At 44.4% G+C, this 19,870-nt stretch carries 15 protein-coding genes; 10 read left to right on the top strand and 5 right to left on the bottom strand.

Annotated features, from left to right (window positions below; translation table 11 throughout):
• Nucleotides 1-172: 172 nt before the first annotated feature.
• Together BCU75_RS00180 and BCU75_RS00175 are read left to right on the top strand one after the other, a co-directional pair.
• A complete protein-coding gene (locus BCU75_RS00180) occupies nt 173-859 on the top strand; it encodes an SDR family oxidoreductase (protein WP_102472631.1) in 687 nt (228 codons plus the stop codon).
• Nucleotides 860-866: 7 nt separating this feature from the next.
• Nucleotides 867-1,868 (top strand): DUF3080 domain-containing protein, encoded by a 1,002-nt coding sequence (locus BCU75_RS00175; protein ID WP_102472630.1) that lies wholly within the window; start codon nt 867-869, stop codon nt 1,866-1,868.
• Nucleotides 1,869-1,921: 53 nt separating this feature from the next.
• On the opposite strand, the gene BCU75_RS00170 is transcribed toward BCU75_RS00175, so the two are convergent.
• The 3 genes from BCU75_RS00170 to BCU75_RS00160 form a co-directional block, all read right to left on the bottom strand.
• Nucleotides 1,922-3,883 (bottom strand): DNA topoisomerase III, encoded by a 1,962-nt coding sequence (locus BCU75_RS00170; RefSeq protein WP_076674426.1) that lies wholly within the window; start codon nt 3,881-3,883, stop codon nt 1,922-1,924.
• Nucleotides 3,884-4,736: 853 nt separating this feature from the next.
• Nucleotides 4,737-5,285, bottom strand: coding sequence for an NAD(P)H nitroreductase (locus tag BCU75_RS00165; RefSeq protein ID WP_102472629.1), 549 nt, complete (start codon nt 5,283-5,285; stop codon nt 4,737-4,739).
• Nucleotides 5,286-5,505: 220 nt separating this feature from the next.
• Nucleotides 5,506-7,515 carry an NADPH-dependent 2,4-dienoyl-CoA reductase gene (locus BCU75_RS00160; protein WP_198593380.1) on the bottom strand — a complete coding sequence of 670 codons (2,010 nt, stop codon included), beginning with the start codon at nt 7,513-7,515 and terminating at the stop codon, nt 5,506-5,508.
• Nucleotides 7,516-7,794: 279 nt separating this feature from the next.
• Between BCU75_RS00160 and sppA the strand changes: the two genes are divergently transcribed.
• Both sppA and ansA read left to right on the top strand, forming a co-directional pair.
• Nucleotides 7,795-9,645 carry a signal peptide peptidase SppA gene (gene sppA, locus BCU75_RS00155; protein ID WP_102472628.1) on the top strand — a complete coding sequence of 617 codons (1,851 nt, stop codon included), beginning with the start codon at nt 7,795-7,797 and terminating at the stop codon, nt 9,643-9,645.
• 118 nt (nt 9,646-9,763) lie between these two features.
• On the top strand, nt 9,764-10,780 hold the full coding sequence (gene ansA, locus BCU75_RS00150) for an asparaginase (RefSeq protein WP_004734091.1): 1,017 nt from the start codon (nt 9,764-9,766) through the stop codon (nt 10,778-10,780).
• Between the two features lie 251 nt (nt 10,781-11,031).
• Here the strand turns inward: ansA and BCU75_RS00145 are convergent, their stop codons facing one another.
• Nucleotides 11,032-11,313 (bottom strand): YeaC family protein, encoded by a 282-nt coding sequence (locus tag BCU75_RS00145; RefSeq protein ID WP_076674419.1) that lies wholly within the window; start codon nt 11,311-11,313, stop codon nt 11,032-11,034.
• Nucleotides 11,314-11,426: 113 nt separating this feature from the next.
• Between BCU75_RS00145 and BCU75_RS00140 the strand changes: the two genes are divergently transcribed.
• Nucleotides 11,427-12,233, top strand: a complete 807-nt coding sequence (locus BCU75_RS00140; protein WP_076674417.1) for a DUF2989 domain-containing protein — start codon at nt 11,427-11,429, stop codon at nt 12,231-12,233.
• Nucleotides 12,234-12,405: 172 nt separating this feature from the next.
• Here the strand turns inward: BCU75_RS00140 and msrB are convergent, their stop codons facing one another.
• Nucleotides 12,406-12,843 (bottom strand): peptide-methionine (R)-S-oxide reductase MsrB, encoded by a 438-nt coding sequence (gene msrB / locus BCU75_RS00135; RefSeq protein ID WP_076674416.1) that lies wholly within the window; start codon nt 12,841-12,843, stop codon nt 12,406-12,408.
• A gap of 319 nt (nt 12,844-13,162) precedes the next feature.
• On the opposite strand from msrB, the gene gap reads away from it, so the two are divergent.
• From gap to BCU75_RS00110, 5 genes are all read left to right on the top strand, one after another.
• Nucleotides 13,163-14,158: a type I glyceraldehyde-3-phosphate dehydrogenase gene (gene gap / locus BCU75_RS00130; protein WP_009848658.1), complete on the top strand. Its 996-nt coding sequence runs from the start codon at nt 13,163-13,165 to the stop codon at nt 14,156-14,158.
• Between the two features lie 272 nt (nt 14,159-14,430).
• Nucleotides 14,431-15,315 (top strand): D-hexose-6-phosphate mutarotase, encoded by an 885-nt coding sequence (locus tag BCU75_RS00125; protein ID WP_102472627.1) that lies wholly within the window; start codon nt 14,431-14,433, stop codon nt 15,313-15,315.
• Nucleotides 15,316-15,613: 298 nt separating this feature from the next.
• Complete coding sequence (locus tag BCU75_RS00120) at nt 15,614-17,650, top strand: methyl-accepting chemotaxis protein (protein ID WP_102472626.1); 2,037 nt, start codon at nt 15,614-15,616, stop codon at nt 17,648-17,650.
• Nucleotides 17,651-17,841: 191 nt separating this feature from the next.
• Complete coding sequence (gene rlmA, locus BCU75_RS00115; RefSeq protein WP_102472625.1) at nt 17,842-18,657, top strand: 23S rRNA (guanine(745)-N(1))-methyltransferase; 816 nt, start codon at nt 17,842-17,844, stop codon at nt 18,655-18,657.
• 75 nt (nt 18,658-18,732) lie between these two features.
• The gene (locus tag BCU75_RS00110) at nt 18,733-19,692 is read left to right on the top strand and encodes a ChaN family lipoprotein (protein ID WP_102472624.1); all 960 of its coding nucleotides are present in this window, start codon (nt 18,733-18,735) and stop codon (nt 19,690-19,692) included.
• The last annotated feature ends 178 nt before the right edge of the window (nt 19,693-19,870 follow it).

The raw sequence follows: 19,870 nt of genomic DNA, 5'->3' as shown, positions 1-19,870 counted from the left end.
TATTTTCAAAAAGAGACAGCAATGAAAAACCTAATACTCATCTTTGGGGTGATCTGCGGCTCAATGGCAGCAGTAATGATTTTTGTAGGAATGCTAATGGCCAGTTGGTGGAGCGTTGATTTTCTCGTGTTAAGCCATCAGACTTAACTAATTGAACTAAAAAGGAACCACCATGAACGTTATTTTCATTACTGGAGCAAATCGCGGTATTGGCTTAAGCCTGACTCAGCAATACTTAAAAGGGAATCACAAGGTATACGCGACCTATCGTGATGCCAATTCAGCAAAAGAACTGCTTTCACTCGCAGGCCACAACACCAACCTGACCTGCATTCAATTGGAGATAACCGATTACCAAGCAGTAACCCAACTCTCTTCGAAAATAGAATCGATTGATATCTTGATCAACAACGCTGGCTACTATGGCCCTAAAGGCTACGGACTGGGTAATACCGATGTCGAAGAGTGGCGCCGTGTATTCGAAGTCAACACCATTGCTCCACTGAAGCTTGTCGAGGCTCTATTACCTCTTATACAAATTAGTGACGTCAAAAAGATCGCCTGCCTGTCTTCCAGAGTCGGTAGCATGTCCGAGAACACCTCAGGAGGCGGCTACATCTATCGCTCCTCCAAAGCCGCTCTAAACTCCGTTGTGAAGAGCTTAAGTAACGACTTAACCGATAACGGCGTTACGGTGCTAGCTCTGCATCCTGGTTGGGTACAGACCGAAATGGGCGGCCCTAATGCTCTGATCGACACCGACACCTCAGCTTCTGGTCTTATAAAAGTCATCGAGTCTGCGAATACTGAAGTAAGTGGTCACTTCTTCAATTTCGATGGCAGCGAAATAGACTGGTAACCCGTAGATGAATGATGGCCCTCTCTCAAACCTAGTTAAACACTCAACACTGTTTTGTCTGACGGTGATGATAGCGGGCTGTTTCAGTGATGGCCCCGGAGGCTTATTCGACGACTACCAAACTAAGATAGCCAGAGTACAAGGTGCCGACGAGATAAAAGATGAATGGGAATTTGAAAGCCTACCGAGAAAGCGAGAACTGCTGCTTGACGTGCCCTCGCTTTCTATCGGTCTCATCGACAGTTACCAGCTTCGACAATGCGGATTATTCAACCTAATTGCAGAAAAAAATTCGGTTCTGGGGAAGGTCGCGGATGAGTTTCGTAATTACGATTATCAAGTCGCCCTACTTGCAGGTGTTGGGAAATGTTTATCCGGTAGCGAATCAGACCCTGAGGTCGTAGAACTACTGAAAGAAATCGAGCAGCAGAAACTCGCACAGTTTCCGCGGCACCAGTGGAATCTAATCTATGCCAGCGATGCGATGCAGTCTCAGATGCGTGGTAGTCAGTGGTTACGTGCTGATATAGGCGATCAGGTACGACAAACCAGTGATGCCTTAGAACATATCAATCAAGCGTTAAACGTTCCGCTCGTTTCGGGAAAGACTACTGAGGTTCAAGAAGTCTTAGAAAAGAGCTCTACGCTCGGGGATTTATACTACTCGCTCACGCGAGCTTCGGCCGAACTTGATACCATCACCAAACAGCTGACAACTTTTGATCACAATATCATCTGTGGTAAACAACGAGACACGACCAAGTTTCGTTATCTCAACAATGTGTTCGAACAGCAATACATAGACAAAGTTCAGCCCTACATGGCGCAATTGGATGGCTACTATCAGCAGTTAGCCCCGCAACTTGGGATGTTTGACGCACAACCTGAACTACACAGTTATTACTTTCCCATCAAAGATGCACATCACGCCTTTCGGTCATCCACGCGCCGCCATGTAGATTACTGGCAGCAACTATTTAAGCGTTGTGGGCGTAAAGTCGGACGGTAATTCCGATACCTCCAATGGATAGCTTTTAGTTCTTAGTTCTTAGTTCTTAGCAATTAGCTTTTCGTACCTTTCTTAGCATACGTTTTCTTTTTAGCACTACCGCCTTTACGGCGCTTGAACGCTGGCCTTTCGACTTTAGGAAGATGACGCAGAGACTCAGGAACTTCACCCGTTTTTACCTTGCCCATCAAGCCGTCGATCTTGCTTTCTAGCGCTTGCATGAAGGGTTGATACGCTTGGTTTCGTTCAGCCATACCTTGCAACTGATGCTCCCAGTGAGCCGTCATGTCTGGAAAAGTCGAGTCCTCAGGTAAGGCATTAATCAAACCTCTTCCCGCAGGGCTGCTATGAATACTCTTGCCTTGTCGCGTTAACAGTTGTCTTTTGAACAAAGTATCTAGAATACCCGCACGAGTTGCCTCGGTTCCAAGGCCATCGGTCTCTTTCAAGATAGCTTTGAGATCTTTATTTGCTACAAAGCGCGCAATACCAGTCATCGCTTGTAGCAACGTCGCTTCCGTAAAGTGCTTTGGTGGTTCGGTTTTCTTATCACCAATAATGCCTTCACGACACGTCAACACAGTTCCTTTTTCCAATGGAGGAACCGTATCTGTGCCATCACCTTTCTCTTCAGTATCCGTTTTCCCCATCAACAATTTCCAACCTGGGTTGATAAGCTGACGCCCTTTTGCGATGAATACGCCACCAGCAATATCAAAGACTAACTTGGCATCGGCAAAAATCGCAGGTGGGTAGAATTGCATTAAATACTGACGAGCGATTTGCTGATAGATTTTCATCTCGTTGGCAGACAGGCCGTTCACCGATGACTTTTTCGGAGTAGGAATTATCGCGTGGTGAGCATCAACCTTGCTGTCGTTCCATGCTTTGGATTTAAGAGAAAGATCCGCACCTTGAGCACCACTTTGCAGCTCTTTCGCATTGTTAGCGATAGCATCCACTACCGACTCTCTTTGTGAATAATGATCTTTAGGTAAGTAGCGGCTGTCAGAACGCGGGTAAGTGATGAGTTTGTGTTTCTCGTACAACGACTGACAAGTGTCGAGCACCTGTTGAGCACTCATGCCAAATCGCTTAGACGCATCAATCTGCAAAGCTGACAACGAATAAGGCAGTGGTGCGGCTTGTTTACTTTGCTTCTGCTCTGATTCCGTCACCGTCGCGGGTTGATTCGTAATCCGGTTAGCCACGTTCTCAACCAGCTTTCGGTTGAGCACGCGACCTTCTTCATCTTGCCATGGCTTACACGCTTCGCTCGGTTTCCAACGCGCGCGAATATCAAAGCTCTGGCCGTTATTTTGATAAGGGATCAAAGCGTGCAGAGTGAAGTAATCTTTAGGAATGAAGTTCTCAATTTCTTCATCACGTCTTACAACCAAACCAAGTACAGGCGTTTGCACTCGCCCTACCGACAACACACCTTGGTAACCCGCCTTCTGACCAAGCAAGGTATAAGCACGAGTCATGTTCATGCCATACAGCCAATCGGCTCTAGAGCGTGCTAAAGCAGAAATAGACAGTGGAATAAAGTCTCGGTTACTGCGCATTTGAGAGAGCGCACGCTTCACGGCTGGTAAATTCAAGTCGCTGATCAGTAGCCTGTCCATCGACTCTTTCTTGGCCTTAGACACCTTGCAGTAATCGATCACTTCATCAACCAGCAGCTGCCCTTCTCTGTCTGGGTCTCCGGCATGGACAATTTGGGTTGCGTCTTTCAATAGCTTTCGGATCACCGTGAGCTGTTTGCTTGACGTCTTACGAGGTCTTAGTTGCCATTGCTCAGGCACAATAGGAAGATCGGCTAAGTTCCACTTCTTATAACGGTCATCGTAAGCGTCTGGCTCAACCTGCTCCAATAAGTGTCCAATACACCAAGTCACCACATCTCCATTGCCACATTTGATAAACCCTTGGTCTTTCTTCTGTGGGTTCGGTAATGCGGCGGCAATTGCGCGGCCTAGGCTTGGTTTTTCAGCAATAATAAGACGAGACATGTTTTTCCAGACGCTACAAACAATTAGGGCCACATTATCTAATGTGGCCCCTAGAAATCAAGGAAAACTGGTTGTTTATACAGTTAGCATTCAAAAAACTACTGACTAGTAAGTATGCATTGCTAAATACTTGCCTGATATAAGCTTTCGTTACTAGCTTCCTTGTTTTGAGTCTTCCAATAACTATTCGGCTACTACCTGCAATGACTCTATAAAAAGCAACGATTTTGACACTATATTATTGGTTTTATTTATTTTTCCTAAAGAGAGAACTAACGTAATAATAATGAATTTATCTTGGTCAGCCTGAGGATTTTATTGACCTAAATCAATACTCAAAGTTGGTGGTTCTCGTTAAATACGAGAAAATATAGCAGGTAAATAGTATAGAAAAGCACGCTATATTGTTCAGTTAAAATCAAGCAAGCACAACATATCGTGGTAAAGGAAAGTCAACTTAAGAGAGGAATAGAATGACAAAACACAGGCAATAAAAAAGTCCACATTAATGTGGACTTATTTATCAGTATCACGCACGTTGCATTAACAAAGTTTGAATCCTTCTCCTACAAAGGGCACAGACTTCTGAACAATGATTACGATTACTAATTTCACGACGAATCATATCAAAGTTTGAGTTAAAGACAATGTGCAATTCTTGACACAAAGCGAGAGCATAAAATATGTTTCAAAAACTAACTAATTTGTTAGATTTTATCGAATCAGTCTTAGCAATTATAGATTTCTTAGTTGCTGATGAATTTCAACTACCTACGGCTATTATAGCTTTTATCGCAAGATTCAGTTTGTAAGTCGAATCGGGCAGCTCTTTGTTGGGCTGCTTTCAAAGTATCTATAAGAACTCGACGAACTTTGAGAAGTCACGCTCTGGGGCTTTCATTGGAGTACAACCCGGCGTACCTAGATATAAGAAACCAACAATTTCATCATCGCCTTCTAGGCCAAATGCTTGGTGAACCTCTGGGTGGAACATCCATTTACCTGAGCGCCAAAAGCCTTGGAAACCTTGCGCGACTGCGGCCATTTGCATTGCTTGTGCAGCGCAACCTGCAGAAAGATGTTGTTCGAATGCCGGCACTTTGTCGTGTTCAGTCACTTTTGCGATGACAGTGATAACCATAGGTGCTCGAAACGGCGCTTTCTTTACTTTCTCAATCACCGCTTCTTCGCTTTCATCGGCTTGTGCGGCGCGCACCAAGATGTCTGAAAGCTTTTGTAGACCAGAACCTTGCGCGATAACAAAGCGCCATGGTGTTAGAGCTCCATGGTCTGGAGCTCGTAAGCCCGCTTTGATGATATTTTCTAACGCCACACCTTCAGGTGCTGGATCAGAGAGTTTTGCAATAGAGCGTCTGTTGAGCAATAGATCCAAAGCATCCATTTGAAGTCCTTACTAATTTTTATTGTTTGTATAGTTGAACTGTAGCACAGATTACAAACGATAATAAATCTCAACGGCTATCCATTTGAAGCAATGTTTTAAACGGTACCGGAAACAACAAAAGCTCCTAAATCTATGACTTAGGAGCCTTATTTACTTTTCCACTTCAAGCTAGTTCAGCAAAAACATTTAACTATGTTCTAAGGCTTGATAATCCGCTCTACAGTTTAATAGCTAGCTCAACACCTTGGCGAATCGCACGCACGGCATCCAGTTCACCGGCATAGTCAGCACCGCCTATCACGTGCAGTTTGCCACCAAACTCTTGCCACATGTCTTCGAATGGACGAACCGAAACTTGGCCCGCACACACGATAACGGAATCGGCATCGAGTACCTGATCTTTCTTACCAACGCTGATGTGCAGACCTTGGTCGTCAATCTTGTTGTAGCTCACGCCACCAAGTAAGTTCACACCACGTTTTTCTAATGTGCGTTTATGAATCCAACCTGTAGTCTTACCCGGACCTTTACCGACACGACCTGCTTTACGTTGCATCACCCAAACCGTTTTATCACTGAACGAATCAGGGTAAGGATAAAGTCCACCTGGGTGTTCCATATTCTTATCAATACCCCACTCATGCAGCCAGTCGTCCAAGCCGTGAGAAGTCGGCTCTGTCAGCATGGTTGCCACATCAATACCTATACCACCAGCGCCAACAATCGCAACTTTTTCGCCTACAGGTGTCTTTTCACGAATCAAGGTTTGGTAATCGACTACGTTTTCTTGGTCAATCCCTTCAATATTAAGCTTTCGGGGTTCAACACCGGCAGCCATCACGACTTCATCGTACTTCAACAACATTTCAAACGTCGCTTCAGTATCCAGTTTTAAGTTCACGCCGGATGCATCAATTTGATTAGCAAAGTAACGAATCGTTTCTCTGAATTCTTCCTTACCCGGGATCTGCATTGCCAATCTAAATTGCCCACCGATACGGTCACTTTTCTCTAGTAAGTCAACAGTATGACCACGCTGTGCTAATGTCGTCGCGCAGGCTAAACCAGCAGGCCCAGCACCAACAACGGCAATAGTTTTGGTCGCTTCCGCAGGTTGAACAACAATTTCAGTCTCGTAACAAGCTCTAGGGTTAACTAGGCAGCTCGCTCTTTTGCCTTTGAATACGTTATCAAGACAAGCTTGGTTACAACCAATGCAGGTATTAATGAACTGAGCTTGGTCTTGAGCGGCTTTATTAACGAAATCAGGGTCAGCCAAGAATGGACGAGCCATAGACACCATATCAGCTTGTCCTGAACTGAGGATACGTTCGGCCTCTTCTGGCGTGTTGATGCGGTTACATGTCACCACTGGAATCGACACGTATGGTTTAACTTTTTCCGTCACCCAAGAGAAAGCGCCACGTGGTACCTGAGTCGCAATCGTAGGGACACGAGCCTCATGCCAACCAATACCAGTATTGATAATGGTCACGCCAGCTTCTTCTAGCTTCTGAGCCAGAAGCACAACATCTTCGAACGTGCTGCCTTGCTCAACCAAATCCAGCATCGATAAGCGGAAAATAATGATGAAATCTTTACCCACCGCTTCGCGAATCGATTTAACGATCTCTAATGGGAAACGCATGCGCTTCTCATAAGAACCGCCCCATTCGTCATAACGCATGTTGGTACGTTTACAGATAAATTGGTTAATCAAGTAGCCTTCAGAGCCCATGATTTCGATGCCGTCATAGCCAGCAACCTGAGCTAGTTCTGCACTATTGGCAAAGGCACCAATGGTTTTTTTAATCTGACGCGGGCTCATCTCGCTCGGCGCGAACTTAGCAATTGGCGCTTTAATACCCGAAGCACTTTGCGCGAATGGGTGCATTGCATAGCGGCCAGCATGTAGCAACTGAAGGGCAATTTTACCACCATGCTTGTGCACGGCTTCGGTAACAACTTGGTGAGCTTTTGCGTGCTTAACTTTACTGAATTCAGCACTAAATGGGGTCAATCTGCCACGTAAATTAGGAGAGAAACCACCGGTAACAATAAGGCCAACGCCTCCTTTTGCTCGCTCTTCATAAAACGCGGCAAGCTTGTGGAGGCCTTCTTTATTTTCTTCTAAACCCGTGTGCATTGATCCCATCAATACACGGTTACGTAACTGAGTAAATCCAAGATCGAGTGGTTCGAGTAAATGTGGGTACATGGCAGACATCACTTCTATTATTATATCCTTGTGGTCTGACCACAATATAACTCAATCACCAAAAGTTCAAACAACCGTTTACATTTTTGTAACACCGATCATAATGCTGAAGGTATTAATCGTTCAGAAACCCTTAATTTGTCTACACTTAATGAGAATATATATCGATTAACAATTCTTGGTGTAGTTTGAGCTAGGGAATTATCGTAGGATACTAAGCAGTTCATATTATTGAGATTAATAGTACTGTTGCTTGTTAAAGCCACGTGATCTCACTGCGGAGACATAATGAAAAAGATATTCAAATTTATAGGTATGATCTTTAAAGGGATTTGGAAGCTCATCACGTTTGTGCGTCTTGCGCTCGTTAACCTCTTCTTTTTACTCAGTATCGCCATCATCTACTTTGTATACTTCCACTCAGACACAACTCAGCCCACTGTTCCACAGGAATCGGCTTTAGTACTTAACTTGTCTGGTCCTATCGTGGAGCAAAGTCGCTACATCAACCCGATGGATTCGGTCACGGGTTCGCTGCTTGGCAAAGACCTTCCAAAAGAGAACGTCCTGTTTGATATTGTTGGAACGATTCGCTACGCCAAAGACGATGACAACGTTACTGGTATCGTTTTAGCACTCAAAGAACTGCCAGAAACCAATCTGACCAAGCTTCGCTACATTGCTAAAGCACTCAACGAGTTCAAAGCAACTGGCAAACCAATTTATGCTGTGGGTGACTTTTACAACCAAAGCCAATATTACTTAGCCAGCTACGCCAATAAAGTCTTCCTATCACCCGATGGTGGTGTTCTCCTTAAAGGCTACAGCGCGTACTCGCTTTACTACAAAACCTTATTAGAGAAGCTAGACGTGAACACACATGTGTTCCGTGTCGGCACTTATAAGTCTGCAATCGAACCTTTCATTCGTGACGATATGTCAGACGCAGCGAAAGAATCCGCTTCTCGTTGGTTAAGCCAACTTTGGGGTGCGTATGTCGATGACGTGAGCAACAACCGTCAGATCGACGCTAAAACCTTGAACCCAAGCATGGACTCTTTCTTAAAAGACCTTGAGTCGGTTGATGGCGATATCGCAAAACTGGCAGAGAAGCTTGGTTTAGTTGACGAACTGGCAACTCGCCAGCAAGTACGACTAGAACTGGCTGACGTCTTCGGCAGTGATGGTCAAGACAGCTATAACGCGTTTGGGTACTACGAGTACCGTACAACCATGCTTCCTGACCTAACAAGTGAATCGCACGATGTTGCTGTAATTGTTGCCAGCGGCGCGATAATGGATGGTAAGCAGCCACGTGGCACCGTTGGTGGCGATACCACAGCAGCACTACTTCGCCAAGCTCGTAACGACGATCAAGTAAAAGCCGTTGTACTTCGTGTAGACAGCCCAGGTGGCAGCGCCTTTGCATCTGAAGTGATTCGCAACGAAGTCGAAGCGCTTAAAGAAGCCGGTAAGCCGGTTGTTGTATCGATGTCTAGCCTTGCCGCTTCGGGTGGTTACTGGATCTCGATGGGTGCGGACAAGATCCTGGCTCAACCAACGACCTTAACTGGTTCGATTGGTATTTTCAGTGTTATCACTACCTTCGAAAAAGGGTTGAACGATATTGGTGTTTACACTGATGGCGTTGGTACGTCACCTTTCTCTGGTCTTGGTATTACAACTGGGCTTAGCGACGGCGCGAAAGATGCGTTCCAAATGGGTATTGAAAACGGTTACCGCCGTTTCATCAGCCTAGTTGGAGAGAATCGCGGCATGGAAGTCGATGCTGTCGACAAGATCGCTCAAGGTCGAGTATGGACTGGCCAAGATGCAATCCAGAAAGGTCTAGTCGATGAAATTGGTGACTTTGATGATGCGATTGCAGCTGCTGCTTCACTTGCAGAGCTTGAAACCTACAACATCTACTGGGTAGAAGAACCACTTTCAACGACTGAACAATTTATTCAAGAATTTATGAATCAAGTTCAGATGTCGATAGGCTTTGATATTCAATCAATGATTCCAAGCAGTTTACAACCTGTTACTCAGCAGTTAGCTCAAGATAGCCAGCTGTTAGGCAACTTTAACGACCCACAAGGCCGATACGCTTTTTGCTTAAATTGCCAAGTTCAATAAGATAAGCTCAACGCTTTGTTATCTAGAGGTGCCTCTGTGTGAGGCGCCTCTTTTTATTGCATGATAATTCGCTATAATCGCCCCCCTGTTCCCTATATCACACTAAGTATTAATCGCCATGGAAAGAAAACACATCTATATCGCGTATACCGGCGGCACAATTGGCATGCAGAAGTCTTTGGACCACGGCTATGTCCCAGTCGCAGGTTTTATGGATAAGCAGCTAGCTGGCATGCCTGAATTCCATCGCCCAGAAATGCCTGAGTACACCATTCATGAATACTCTCCATTAATGGACTCTTCAGATATGACACCACTTGATTGGCAGACTATCGCTGATGATATTCGCGCGAACTACGATAAGTACGATGGTTTCGTTATCCTACACGGTACAGACACAATGGCTTACACCGCCTCAGCTCTGTCATTCATGTTGGAAAACCTCGGCAAACCTGTGATTGTTACGGGCTCTCAGATCCCATTAGCAGAATTACGTTCAGACGGACAAGCAAACCTGTTAAATGCTCTGCACATTGCAGCGAACTACCCGATCAACGAAGTGACACTGTTCTTCAACAACAAGTTGATGCGTGGTAACCGCAGCACAAAATCACACGCTGATGGCTTCAATGCATTTACCTCACCAAACCTAACCCCATTGCTAGAAGCGGGTATCAATATCCAGATCAGCAATAACGTAAAGGTAAACGAGCAACCTGAAGGTGCTTTCAAGGTTCATAACATTACTCCACAACCGATCGGTGTAATCACTATGTACCCAGGTATCTCACATGAGGTGATTCGCAACACGCTACTTCAGCCTGTTAACGCAATGATTCTGCTTACTTTTGGTGTTGGTAACGCACCACAAAATCAAGAGCTACTTCAGCACTTAAAAGATGCATCAGAACGAGGTGTCATTGTAGTTAACCTAACTCAGTGTTTGGCGGGTAAAGTCAACATGGGTGGTTACGCGACGGGTTGTGCACTAGCAGAATCGGGAGTTGTCAGTGGTTACGATATGACACCAGAAGCGGCACTGGCGAAGTTACATTACCTGTTGAGCCAAAACTTAAGCTACGAACAAGTGAAGGATCAAATGCAACAAGTGTTGCGCGGTGAGATGAGCTTATAAGCTTGTTTTGCTATTCATTGAACCAAGATGTTCGTGTTAGTAATAATTTGCGTTGTTAACCGGAGCTTTCGTAGTTAGTAATAATGTTCATAGCTAACAAGAGCTTTCATCATTAGCAAAGCCTTCGCATGAGCTGAACCCTCACGTAAATCAAAAGGTTTAACGTGAGCTGAATCGTTTAATTGCTTATAAATAAACAGCTTAACAATAAAATGGGTGGCACAGTGCCACCCCTTTGTTGTAATTTAAGCTCAATGATTCGGGTTAACCCTAACAATATCGTCTTGGTCTGATTTAAACTGTTTTTTTAGTTCAGACTTGGATTTAAAGCTAATTTCACCACCAGCTGCAATTGTCATATGTTGAGCTTCAGAGTTATGTTTAGATTGATATAACATAACAGCTTGCATACACGAGTCGCGTTGTTCTTTAGAGAGCGCTGTACCTTCTGGCCATTTTCCAGTTTCAACTGCGAAAGTTAGACGGTCGTAGACCTCAGGTGTCATTGCGCTAAGAAGTTGTTCTGCATCCATGATAAAGCCTTAGTTTTAACAATTTTCACCAGAAAATAACCCGTAACAGAATTGAGTCAAGAACCTGACCGATAATAAGTGCATTTGATCACAAGTGAAGGAATATGAAAATTATGAAATGGTTGGCGATTAGCCTATTACCTTTCACTCTGGTTGGGTGTCTTGAAGGAAATAAAAATACCGATCAACTCTGCCAAAGTAATCCTGGGCTGCAGTGTGAACAATTGAATATGAACGATGGACAATGTCGCGTCGCCCGTACTGATCTCATCTGGCATCGATTTGAAGTTCAGAAGCAACCCTCCGAAACCAATAAGATTAAAGAGTTCAAATTAATCTCGGCCTACAAAAAGTGCCTAGAGCTTGCGGCGCAGATCGAGACGATTGACCAATCTAAGCTGCAAGAGCGTCGCTTTACCTCTTTAATGCACAGCATCGAAGAGTCTGAACGTATTGTAGATGAATTGTCTCAAACCAATACACCGGAAACGCTTTACTTCTTGTGGTCACAAACCGGGGACACCAACGCCAGACGCAGTTTCCTACAACTAGAAGGTAAAGAAGCGTTAAATACTGCAGAAATGCAATATGCCTTAGCCACCTTCTATACCACTCGCGATCATGCAAAAACGCTTAAGCTACTCAATAATGCGTTAACGCTTTCTAATGGTTCGGTCGTCAATACTGAAATCTTCAAGTCGATGGCCAGTATCAACCACAGCCTTGGACATATGGAAAAAGCGTACGTGTGGGCAATGGTTGCCAAAGACTTTGATGTACCCATAGCTTCTGAAGCTGAGCTCACTGTGTTGTATCGTTTCGACAAGTCGATGTACAAAAAACTGAATAAAGACGCAGACAACATCGTCGGAGCTATAGAGGATGGGATTTACCGCCCTTCAATCGTCCCTAATTACTGATCGCACCATGTATTGCTTTCTAACCTAAGCTTCCGATCCATCAGCTTAAAAAAAACAGCTACCTTTCTGGTAGCTGTTTTTATTTGTACTAGATTTAATTCTGAAATCTTGGGTTGCTCTGTAGTCCTTAATCGACAAGTACGACCTGTAAGGATTAAACAATAGTTACAAGTTATTTCGTACTTTTGTCATTTTTGTTGAAAATTAACGACACAGAATTAACACAGAATCGCTCACCTGTTGTCTGTGGACCATCAGGAAAAACGTGACCTAAATGGCTATCACATGCGGTACAACGGATCTCCACACGCTTCATTCCGTGACTTAGATCCTCTATATAGCGTACCGCTTCATCACTTACTGGGGCATCAAAGCTTGGCCAACCGCACCCAGAATCATATTTGTTATCCGACAGAAACAAAGGGCTTTCACAGCATGTGCAGCTATAGACACCCGTCTTATGGTTGTGCAGTAACTTACCGCTATATGGGGCTTCAGTACCACGTTCACGGCACACAGCAAATTCGTCGTCCGTTAGGCGCTCACGCCAGTATTCATCAGGCTTTATCATATTTCCTCCCTTTTGAACCACGTTAATATATCTCCACATTCTCAGTTATTATATTTACTTTTTTCTATAAAGGCTTGCATATGAGTCGTTTTGTAGCACATACTTTCTCACCAGGAAACATTGTACATATACACTCATAAGTGAATCATCATTTAGGGGTATTTTACCCAACTGGAAGGGTACAGAGCCACTTGCAATGGTCAATTTTCAACCACTTACGCCCAATTGTTAAGAAAAGCGTCGCTTTTTTTTGACATTAAACAAGTTAAGTCGGATTATCTATTGCAGATGTATACTGGATTCTGTAATTTTACTACCAGTTATCTTTAATCAGAAATTAAGTTGTGGAGCAACTACAATGACTATCAAAGTAGGTATTAACGGTTTTGGCCGTATCGGCCGTTTCGTATTCCGCGCAGCTCAAGAGCGTGCAGACATCGAAGTAGTAGGTATTAACGATCTAATCGACGTAGAGTACATGGCATACATGCTTAAGTACGACTCAACTCACGGCCGTTTCAACGGTACTGTTGAAGTTGAAGGCGGTAACCTAATCGTTAACGGTAAAACTGTACGTGTTACAGCTGAGCGTAACCCAGAAGATCTTAAGTGGGATGCTATCGAAGTAGACGTAGTTGCTGAAGCAACTGGTCTTTTCCTTACTGACGAGACTGCACGTAAGCACATCACTGCTGGCGCTAAGAAAGTAGTTCTTACAGGTCCTTCTAAAGATGCAACTCCAATGTTCGTAATGGGCGTTAACCAAGCATCTTACGCTGGTCAAGACATCGTTTCTAACGCTTCTTGTACTACTAACTGTCTTGCACCTATCGCTAAAGTACTTAACGATAAGTGGGGCATTGAGTCTGGTCTTATGACTACAGTTCACGCTACTACAGCAACTCAAAAAACTGTAGATGGCCCTTCTGCTAAAGACTGGCGCGGTGGCCGTGGTGCTTCTCAAAACATCATCCCATCTTCAACTGGTGCTGCTAAAGCTGTAGGCGTTGTTCTTCCAGAACTAAACGGCCTTCTAACTGGTATGGCTTTCCGCGTACCAACTGCTAACGTATCTGTAGTTGACCTAACTGTTAACCTAAAAGAAGCTGCATCTTACGAAGAAATTTGTGCTGCAATGAAAGAAGCTTCTGAAGGCGAAATGGCTGGCGTTCTTGGTTACACTGAAGACCAAGTAGTATCACAAGATTTCATCGGTGAAGTTCAAACTTCAGTATTCGATGCTAAAGCTGGTGTTGCTCTAACTGACAAATTCGTTAAAGTTGTATCTTGGTACGACAACGAAATCGGTTACTCAAACAAAGTTCTTGACCTAATCGCTCACATCTCTAAGTAATTTCTTTTTAGAAATCGCTTTAGATAAGCATTAGCGAAGACTGTTTTGAGCAGACTTTGAAAAAGGCGACCTTAGTGTCGCCTTTTTAATACCTGCTATCTTTTAAACAACGTCTATCTCGTTCGTCACAATGCCTTGGCTAGTCAAACACTTAACCTAAAACTTAAGTCAAAACGCAAGATTCAATTCCAATTCTGGCTTTGCTTGTCATACCCATCGCAAGCATCATTCTAGTCAGCATTTGAATTCAATTTCCTTAGAAGGATCATGTAATGGATTTATCTACTCTACCTACACTGACAGTACTTTCTGACAACATCACTATCGTTGAACACGAAGGTGTAAAACTGGTTCGCGTTATCCACGATAAAGCAAACGCAGCGATTTCATTGTTTGGCGGCCATGTGGTGTCATTCCAACCTCAAGGTCAAGAAGACCTGATTTGGATGAGCCAACAGGCTAAATTCGACGGGAAAACAGCCCTACGTGGCGGTATTCCAGTATGTTGGCCTTGGTTTGGTCGCATTGCAGCACCGGCACATGGCTTTGCACGTTCAAGCGAATGGCAACTAGTTGAGCACCGTGAGAGCGAATCTGGCGTTATTGTAAGCCTAGGTCTAAAGCCTAGCGAAGCGACCCTGGCAGTATGGCCGCATCAGTTCGATGCACGTTTGAATGTTGAGATTGGCGATCAACTAAAAGTTACCTTGGATGTAAAGAACACTGATTCGCAACCATGGACTTTCTCTGGAGCACTACACACTTACCTAAATGTTGGTGATATTCACAGCACAACCACAACAGGTATGGGCGCTGAGTACATAGACAGCCTACAAGGCGGCAAGATCTGCCAAGGTGGTTCTGAACTTGTCCTGGCCGACACGATTGACCGTGTTTACACACAACCAGAAGCGCAGATCTTTGTTGCTGACAAAAAGCTGGATCGCACACTAACGGTTGAAAACCACGGTCATAATTCTGCAGTACTGTGGAACCCATGGGCAGAGGGCGCAACAGCTATGGGCGACATGCAAGACGACGGTTATCTAACCATGATGTGTGTCGAGTCAACACTGCATGCACCAAGCCTAGAAGCGGGCAAAACGTTGCAACCCGGCGAAAGCCACCAGCTAATTACGGTGATCACCTCAAACTAGTCGTCTAGCGAATTTAATTAGAATCAAAAATGCAGCTAACCGAGCTGCATTTTTTATTGTCCCTAACCTCACACGAACCGCCCAGCAGTCAACATCTTCACACAAGCTCATAGCCCATCGCCTCTTCGTTAAAATCCACACCACTTAGCTCTCATCAATCTAGTTTATAAATAAAACCACCAATACATTAATTATTATCAATTACCGCCGATACATAAGTACCTATGATAGAAAAATCAATAACAAACGTCCTTTAAACCACTTAACAACACCTCAATAAAGACAGGATAGTGAATTAATGTTCGAGAAATACAAAAATCAAAGTGTTGGCTTCCAACTTAAGTTGGTCATTTTACTGTGCTTGCTTATCGCCTTTGGCTCCATTGCAACACTCGTGTACCGCAATGCCTCACAGGTATTATTAGACAACACGTTAAAAGAACATCAATCCAAAGTAGAAGCGATGGCCAAAACCATCTCAGGTCAATTTGATGCCTACCTGCATACCGCCAAAGTTTTAGAATCCACCTTTCGTAACGGTTACCTAGCAGGTGTTTATGTTGAAAGTTATGACATTGAGTTCAACGGTCATTCAATTCCTAACATGACTCAGTATGGTGAGAGCCTAATCAATGACACCAAGCTCGTCGATAGCTTTACTCGCGACACCGGCGCAGTAGCTACCCTATTTGCCCCATTTGGCGACGACTTTATTCGTGTGTCTACTTCTCTTAAAAGACCGTCTGGCGAACGAGTCGTTGCGACCACGCTAGGGAAAAATCATCCAGGCTATAACAAGCTCAAAAGTGGCCAGCCTTATTACTCTCAAGTTAAGCTCTTCGGCCAACGTTACATCACCTACTATGCGCCTTTAACCAATGCTCAAGGCAAAGTAAACGGTGTCTCTTTCATTGGTCTGCCAGTAGAAGAAGCAACTCAAAGCCTGTTTGAATCTCTACGCTCTGTTTCTTGGGGGGATACGGGATACACTATCATTGTTGACAACGAGAAAGAGCATCAAGGCCAATACTTACTGCACCCAACTAACGTTGGCGGTGGTAAATCGATTGTTGATGTGGCTGACTACGACGGCAACAAACCTTTCAATCAGATCTTTGAACAATCATCTGGGCTAATTCGATACCCATACAAATTTCAAGAAACGGTTGGTGAAAAATACCTTGTATACACCGAAGTTCCAGGTTGGGACTGGAAACTGCTTGGCGGCACTTTTATCAAGGAAGTGACCAAAGGTAGTGACGAACTGTTGAAACTTATCGCTATTATTGCCACCTTGATTGCTGCCGCTACCATCGTCGTATTAACCTTCGTGTTAAACCGCACATTGACGCCGCTTACCACCTTGAACGGATACATGCTGCGTTTAGGAAAAGGCGAAGTCAGCTTACATATTCCAAATAATGGCAAGCAGACGAAAAACGAGATCAGCAACCTAAATACCGGCGTTGCGAACATGGCAGCCCAGTTGAATACATTAGTAGGTGAGATTCGTGCGACCAGTGATCAAGTACAGAATAGCTCAAGCAGTGTGTCACAAGATGCCAGCCACAACTTGAGTCAATCTGACCGCCAGCAAGCGCAGGTAGAGCAAGTCGTTACCGCCATTGAAGAAATGGCCACCTCTGCAGAGTCTGTAGCGCAACAAGTAAACAGCATTGCTGAAAATGTGCGCCTTGCAAATGAAGACAGCCAGAAAGGTTTAGAAGTGGTTGAAGGTGTGTGTATTGATGTTGCCCAACTGAATGATCAATTAGACAAATCAGCATCGGCCATCGAGCAAGTGAGTTCTGATAGCGAAAGCATTCAAACCGTCACCAAGATGATTGATGACATCGCAGAACAAACCAACTTACTTGCGTTGAACGCTGCGATAGAAGCTGCACGTGCGGGTGATCAAGGACGTGGCTTTGCCGTTGTGGCTGACGAAGTAAGAACATTGGCTCATCGCACACAAACATCAGTACAAGACGTAGTGAGCATCATCGAGAAGTTAAAATCTTCCACTAACAATGCCGTGAACCTGATGACGCAAAGTCAATCGAATGCCAACCAAGTACTCGATAAAGCACAAGAAGCAGGAACGGCTCTAGAATCGATTGCCTCTCAAGTTGAATCTATTGCTTCTCAAGCCGAAACCATTGCTGCGACATCAGAAGAGCAAGCTCAGGTTTCTCAAGAGATAGCAGCCAACGCACATGCGATCAGCGATCTAAATCAGCAGAGTCGTGAAACCAGTGCTAAGACCTCTCACAGTGCAGACGAGCTTCAAAAACAAGCGGAGTCGTTGAAAAATCAAGTTAACTTCTTTAGCTAGAAGCTGAGTTTACTATTTTATCAGTGACTTGCTCATAACCAATAGAGCCAACCATACGTTGGCTCTATCTGTTCACTGACTGGCTCTATTATTCACGGATTGCCGTTAGCTAAGACAACTGCGTTTATTCTAGCGCCCCACTATGCTTCCTGTTAAAATTTTGGACTTGAAATTTCTATCTCGAGTTCGCAATGACTTACCAATGCCCTTTGTGTCACCAACCTTTATCTCAAAACGATCGCACGTTTAAATGTGAAAAGAACCATCAGTTCGACCTAGCGAAAGAAGGCTATGTTAATTTGATGCCAGCGCACCACAAACGCTCAAAAGATCCAGGTGACAACAAAGAGATGATGCAGGCACGTCGTCGCTTCCTCGAAGGCAACCACTACGATCCAATGCGCCAAGCCGTTGTTGGTTTATGCTCTAGCTATCTGCCAGAAACAGCCCCTAGCCTATTAGATATTGGTTGTGGCGAAGGTTACTACACCAACGAAATTGCGGTAAATCTTCAAGAAAAGAACGGCGCTACTTTTGGCCTAGACATTTCTAAGATTGCTATCAAATACGCGGCTAAACGCTACCCTGCGGTCGATTTCTCTGTTGCTTCGAGTCATCGCCTACCCTTTGCTGAAAATAGCTTAGACGGCATTCTGCGCATTTATGCACCATGTAAGGCTGAAGAGTTACAGCGCACCATCAAAGACAATGGTGTGGTGATAACCGTGACACCAGCCAGCCGACACCTGTATCAGCTACGTGATGCGATTTATAATGGCGTTCGCTTGCACGATGAAGACCCAGAAATGATCGAAGGTTTTACTCTTGAGCACCAAGAACAACTAAACTATACGATGGAACTATCGGGGTCAGACGCATTCGACCTGTTACAGATGACGCCGTTTGCTTGGAAAGCGAGTGAAGAGTTTAAACAACAACTCACTAATGCTGAGCAATTCAACTGTGAAGCTAACTTTATGCTGCGAGTGTACCGCAAACAAATTTAATTGATATTGATTATCGTTTGCATTGAAATCTCATCTTGCCTCCTTTAGTATGCGTGTTCTTCAAGGAGGTATTTCATGCAACGTATTATTCTTATCGGATTAGCTACCCTGCTTACAGCTTGTGCTAATCAACCTTCAAACAACACTTCTCAAAAAGTGGCTAACACGCAAACGCAAGCCGTTTCCACATTCTACGACTACCAATTCGCGTCTCCACAAGGCGAAGCGCTTTCTCTCAATGCATTACCTAAACAGCTGATTGACGCTGATGTGGTTCTTATTGGCGAATGGCACACTCACTCGGCAATCCATCGCTTTCAAACCGACTTCTTAAAAGCGCGCCGCAATGCCACATCAAACATTGCGCTTTCAATGGAACAATTCACTCGAGAGCATCAAAACACATTAAACCAATATCTAAATGATGAGATTGGCGAACAAGTTCTTATGTCTCAAGCGGCTGCTTGGCCAAATTACGAAAGTGATTACCGCGCATTAGTGGAGTTCGCTAAAACCAACGACGTCGATGTCATCGCTGCAAACGCACCAAAACCCTTTGTACAGTGTATCGGCCGTAAAGGTTTAACTTATCTAGATCAGCTATCTTCAGAGCAACGAAACTGGGTTGCATCCGAAGTCGATACTGGAGATAGCCCTTACAAAGAAAAGTTCATGGCTTCGATGCATCACGGCACGCCAGAGCAAACAGAAAAGCAGTTTGCGGCTCAAGTCACCTGGGACGAAACTATGGCTGAATCGATTGTTGATTACCTAGCATCGAACCCTGAACAACAGGTGATCCATGTAGCTGGTAAATTCCATACCGAAGGTGGTTTAGGCACTGCAGCATCGATTCTACGTCGTAATCCTGATTTGAAAATTGCCATCATCAGCCCAGTTGAAGAAATCTCATCGAATAGTAGTGACTATCAGCTTGAAGTGCTTTCGCCACCGACTCGCTTTGTTCAAAAAAAGAACCGAATGAAAGCATACAAGCACCTATCTAAGCGCGGATCCGATATCAAATGCGATTAAACTCGCTCTCCATACTTAAGCTTTGTTTGAGTTGAAGTCTGGTAAGCTAGAAGCCTGGTAAGCGAGAAACCTAGTCCGCTAAAGGCTTCTTCAATCGCGCCCTAAGATAAATATTGTTATCGGCATAGGAATTGCTTAATTACCAAGCAGTTTGACTAAGCAGACGAAAATGTAATGT

Origin of the sequence: Vibrio splendidus, assembly GCF_002873455.1 — a bacterium.
Classification (GTDB): Bacteria; Pseudomonadota; Gammaproteobacteria; order Enterobacterales; family Vibrionaceae; genus Vibrio; species Vibrio splendidus_J.
Note: the sequence above shows the minus strand (reverse complement) of the source record. Positions and strands in the feature narration are given on the sequence as shown.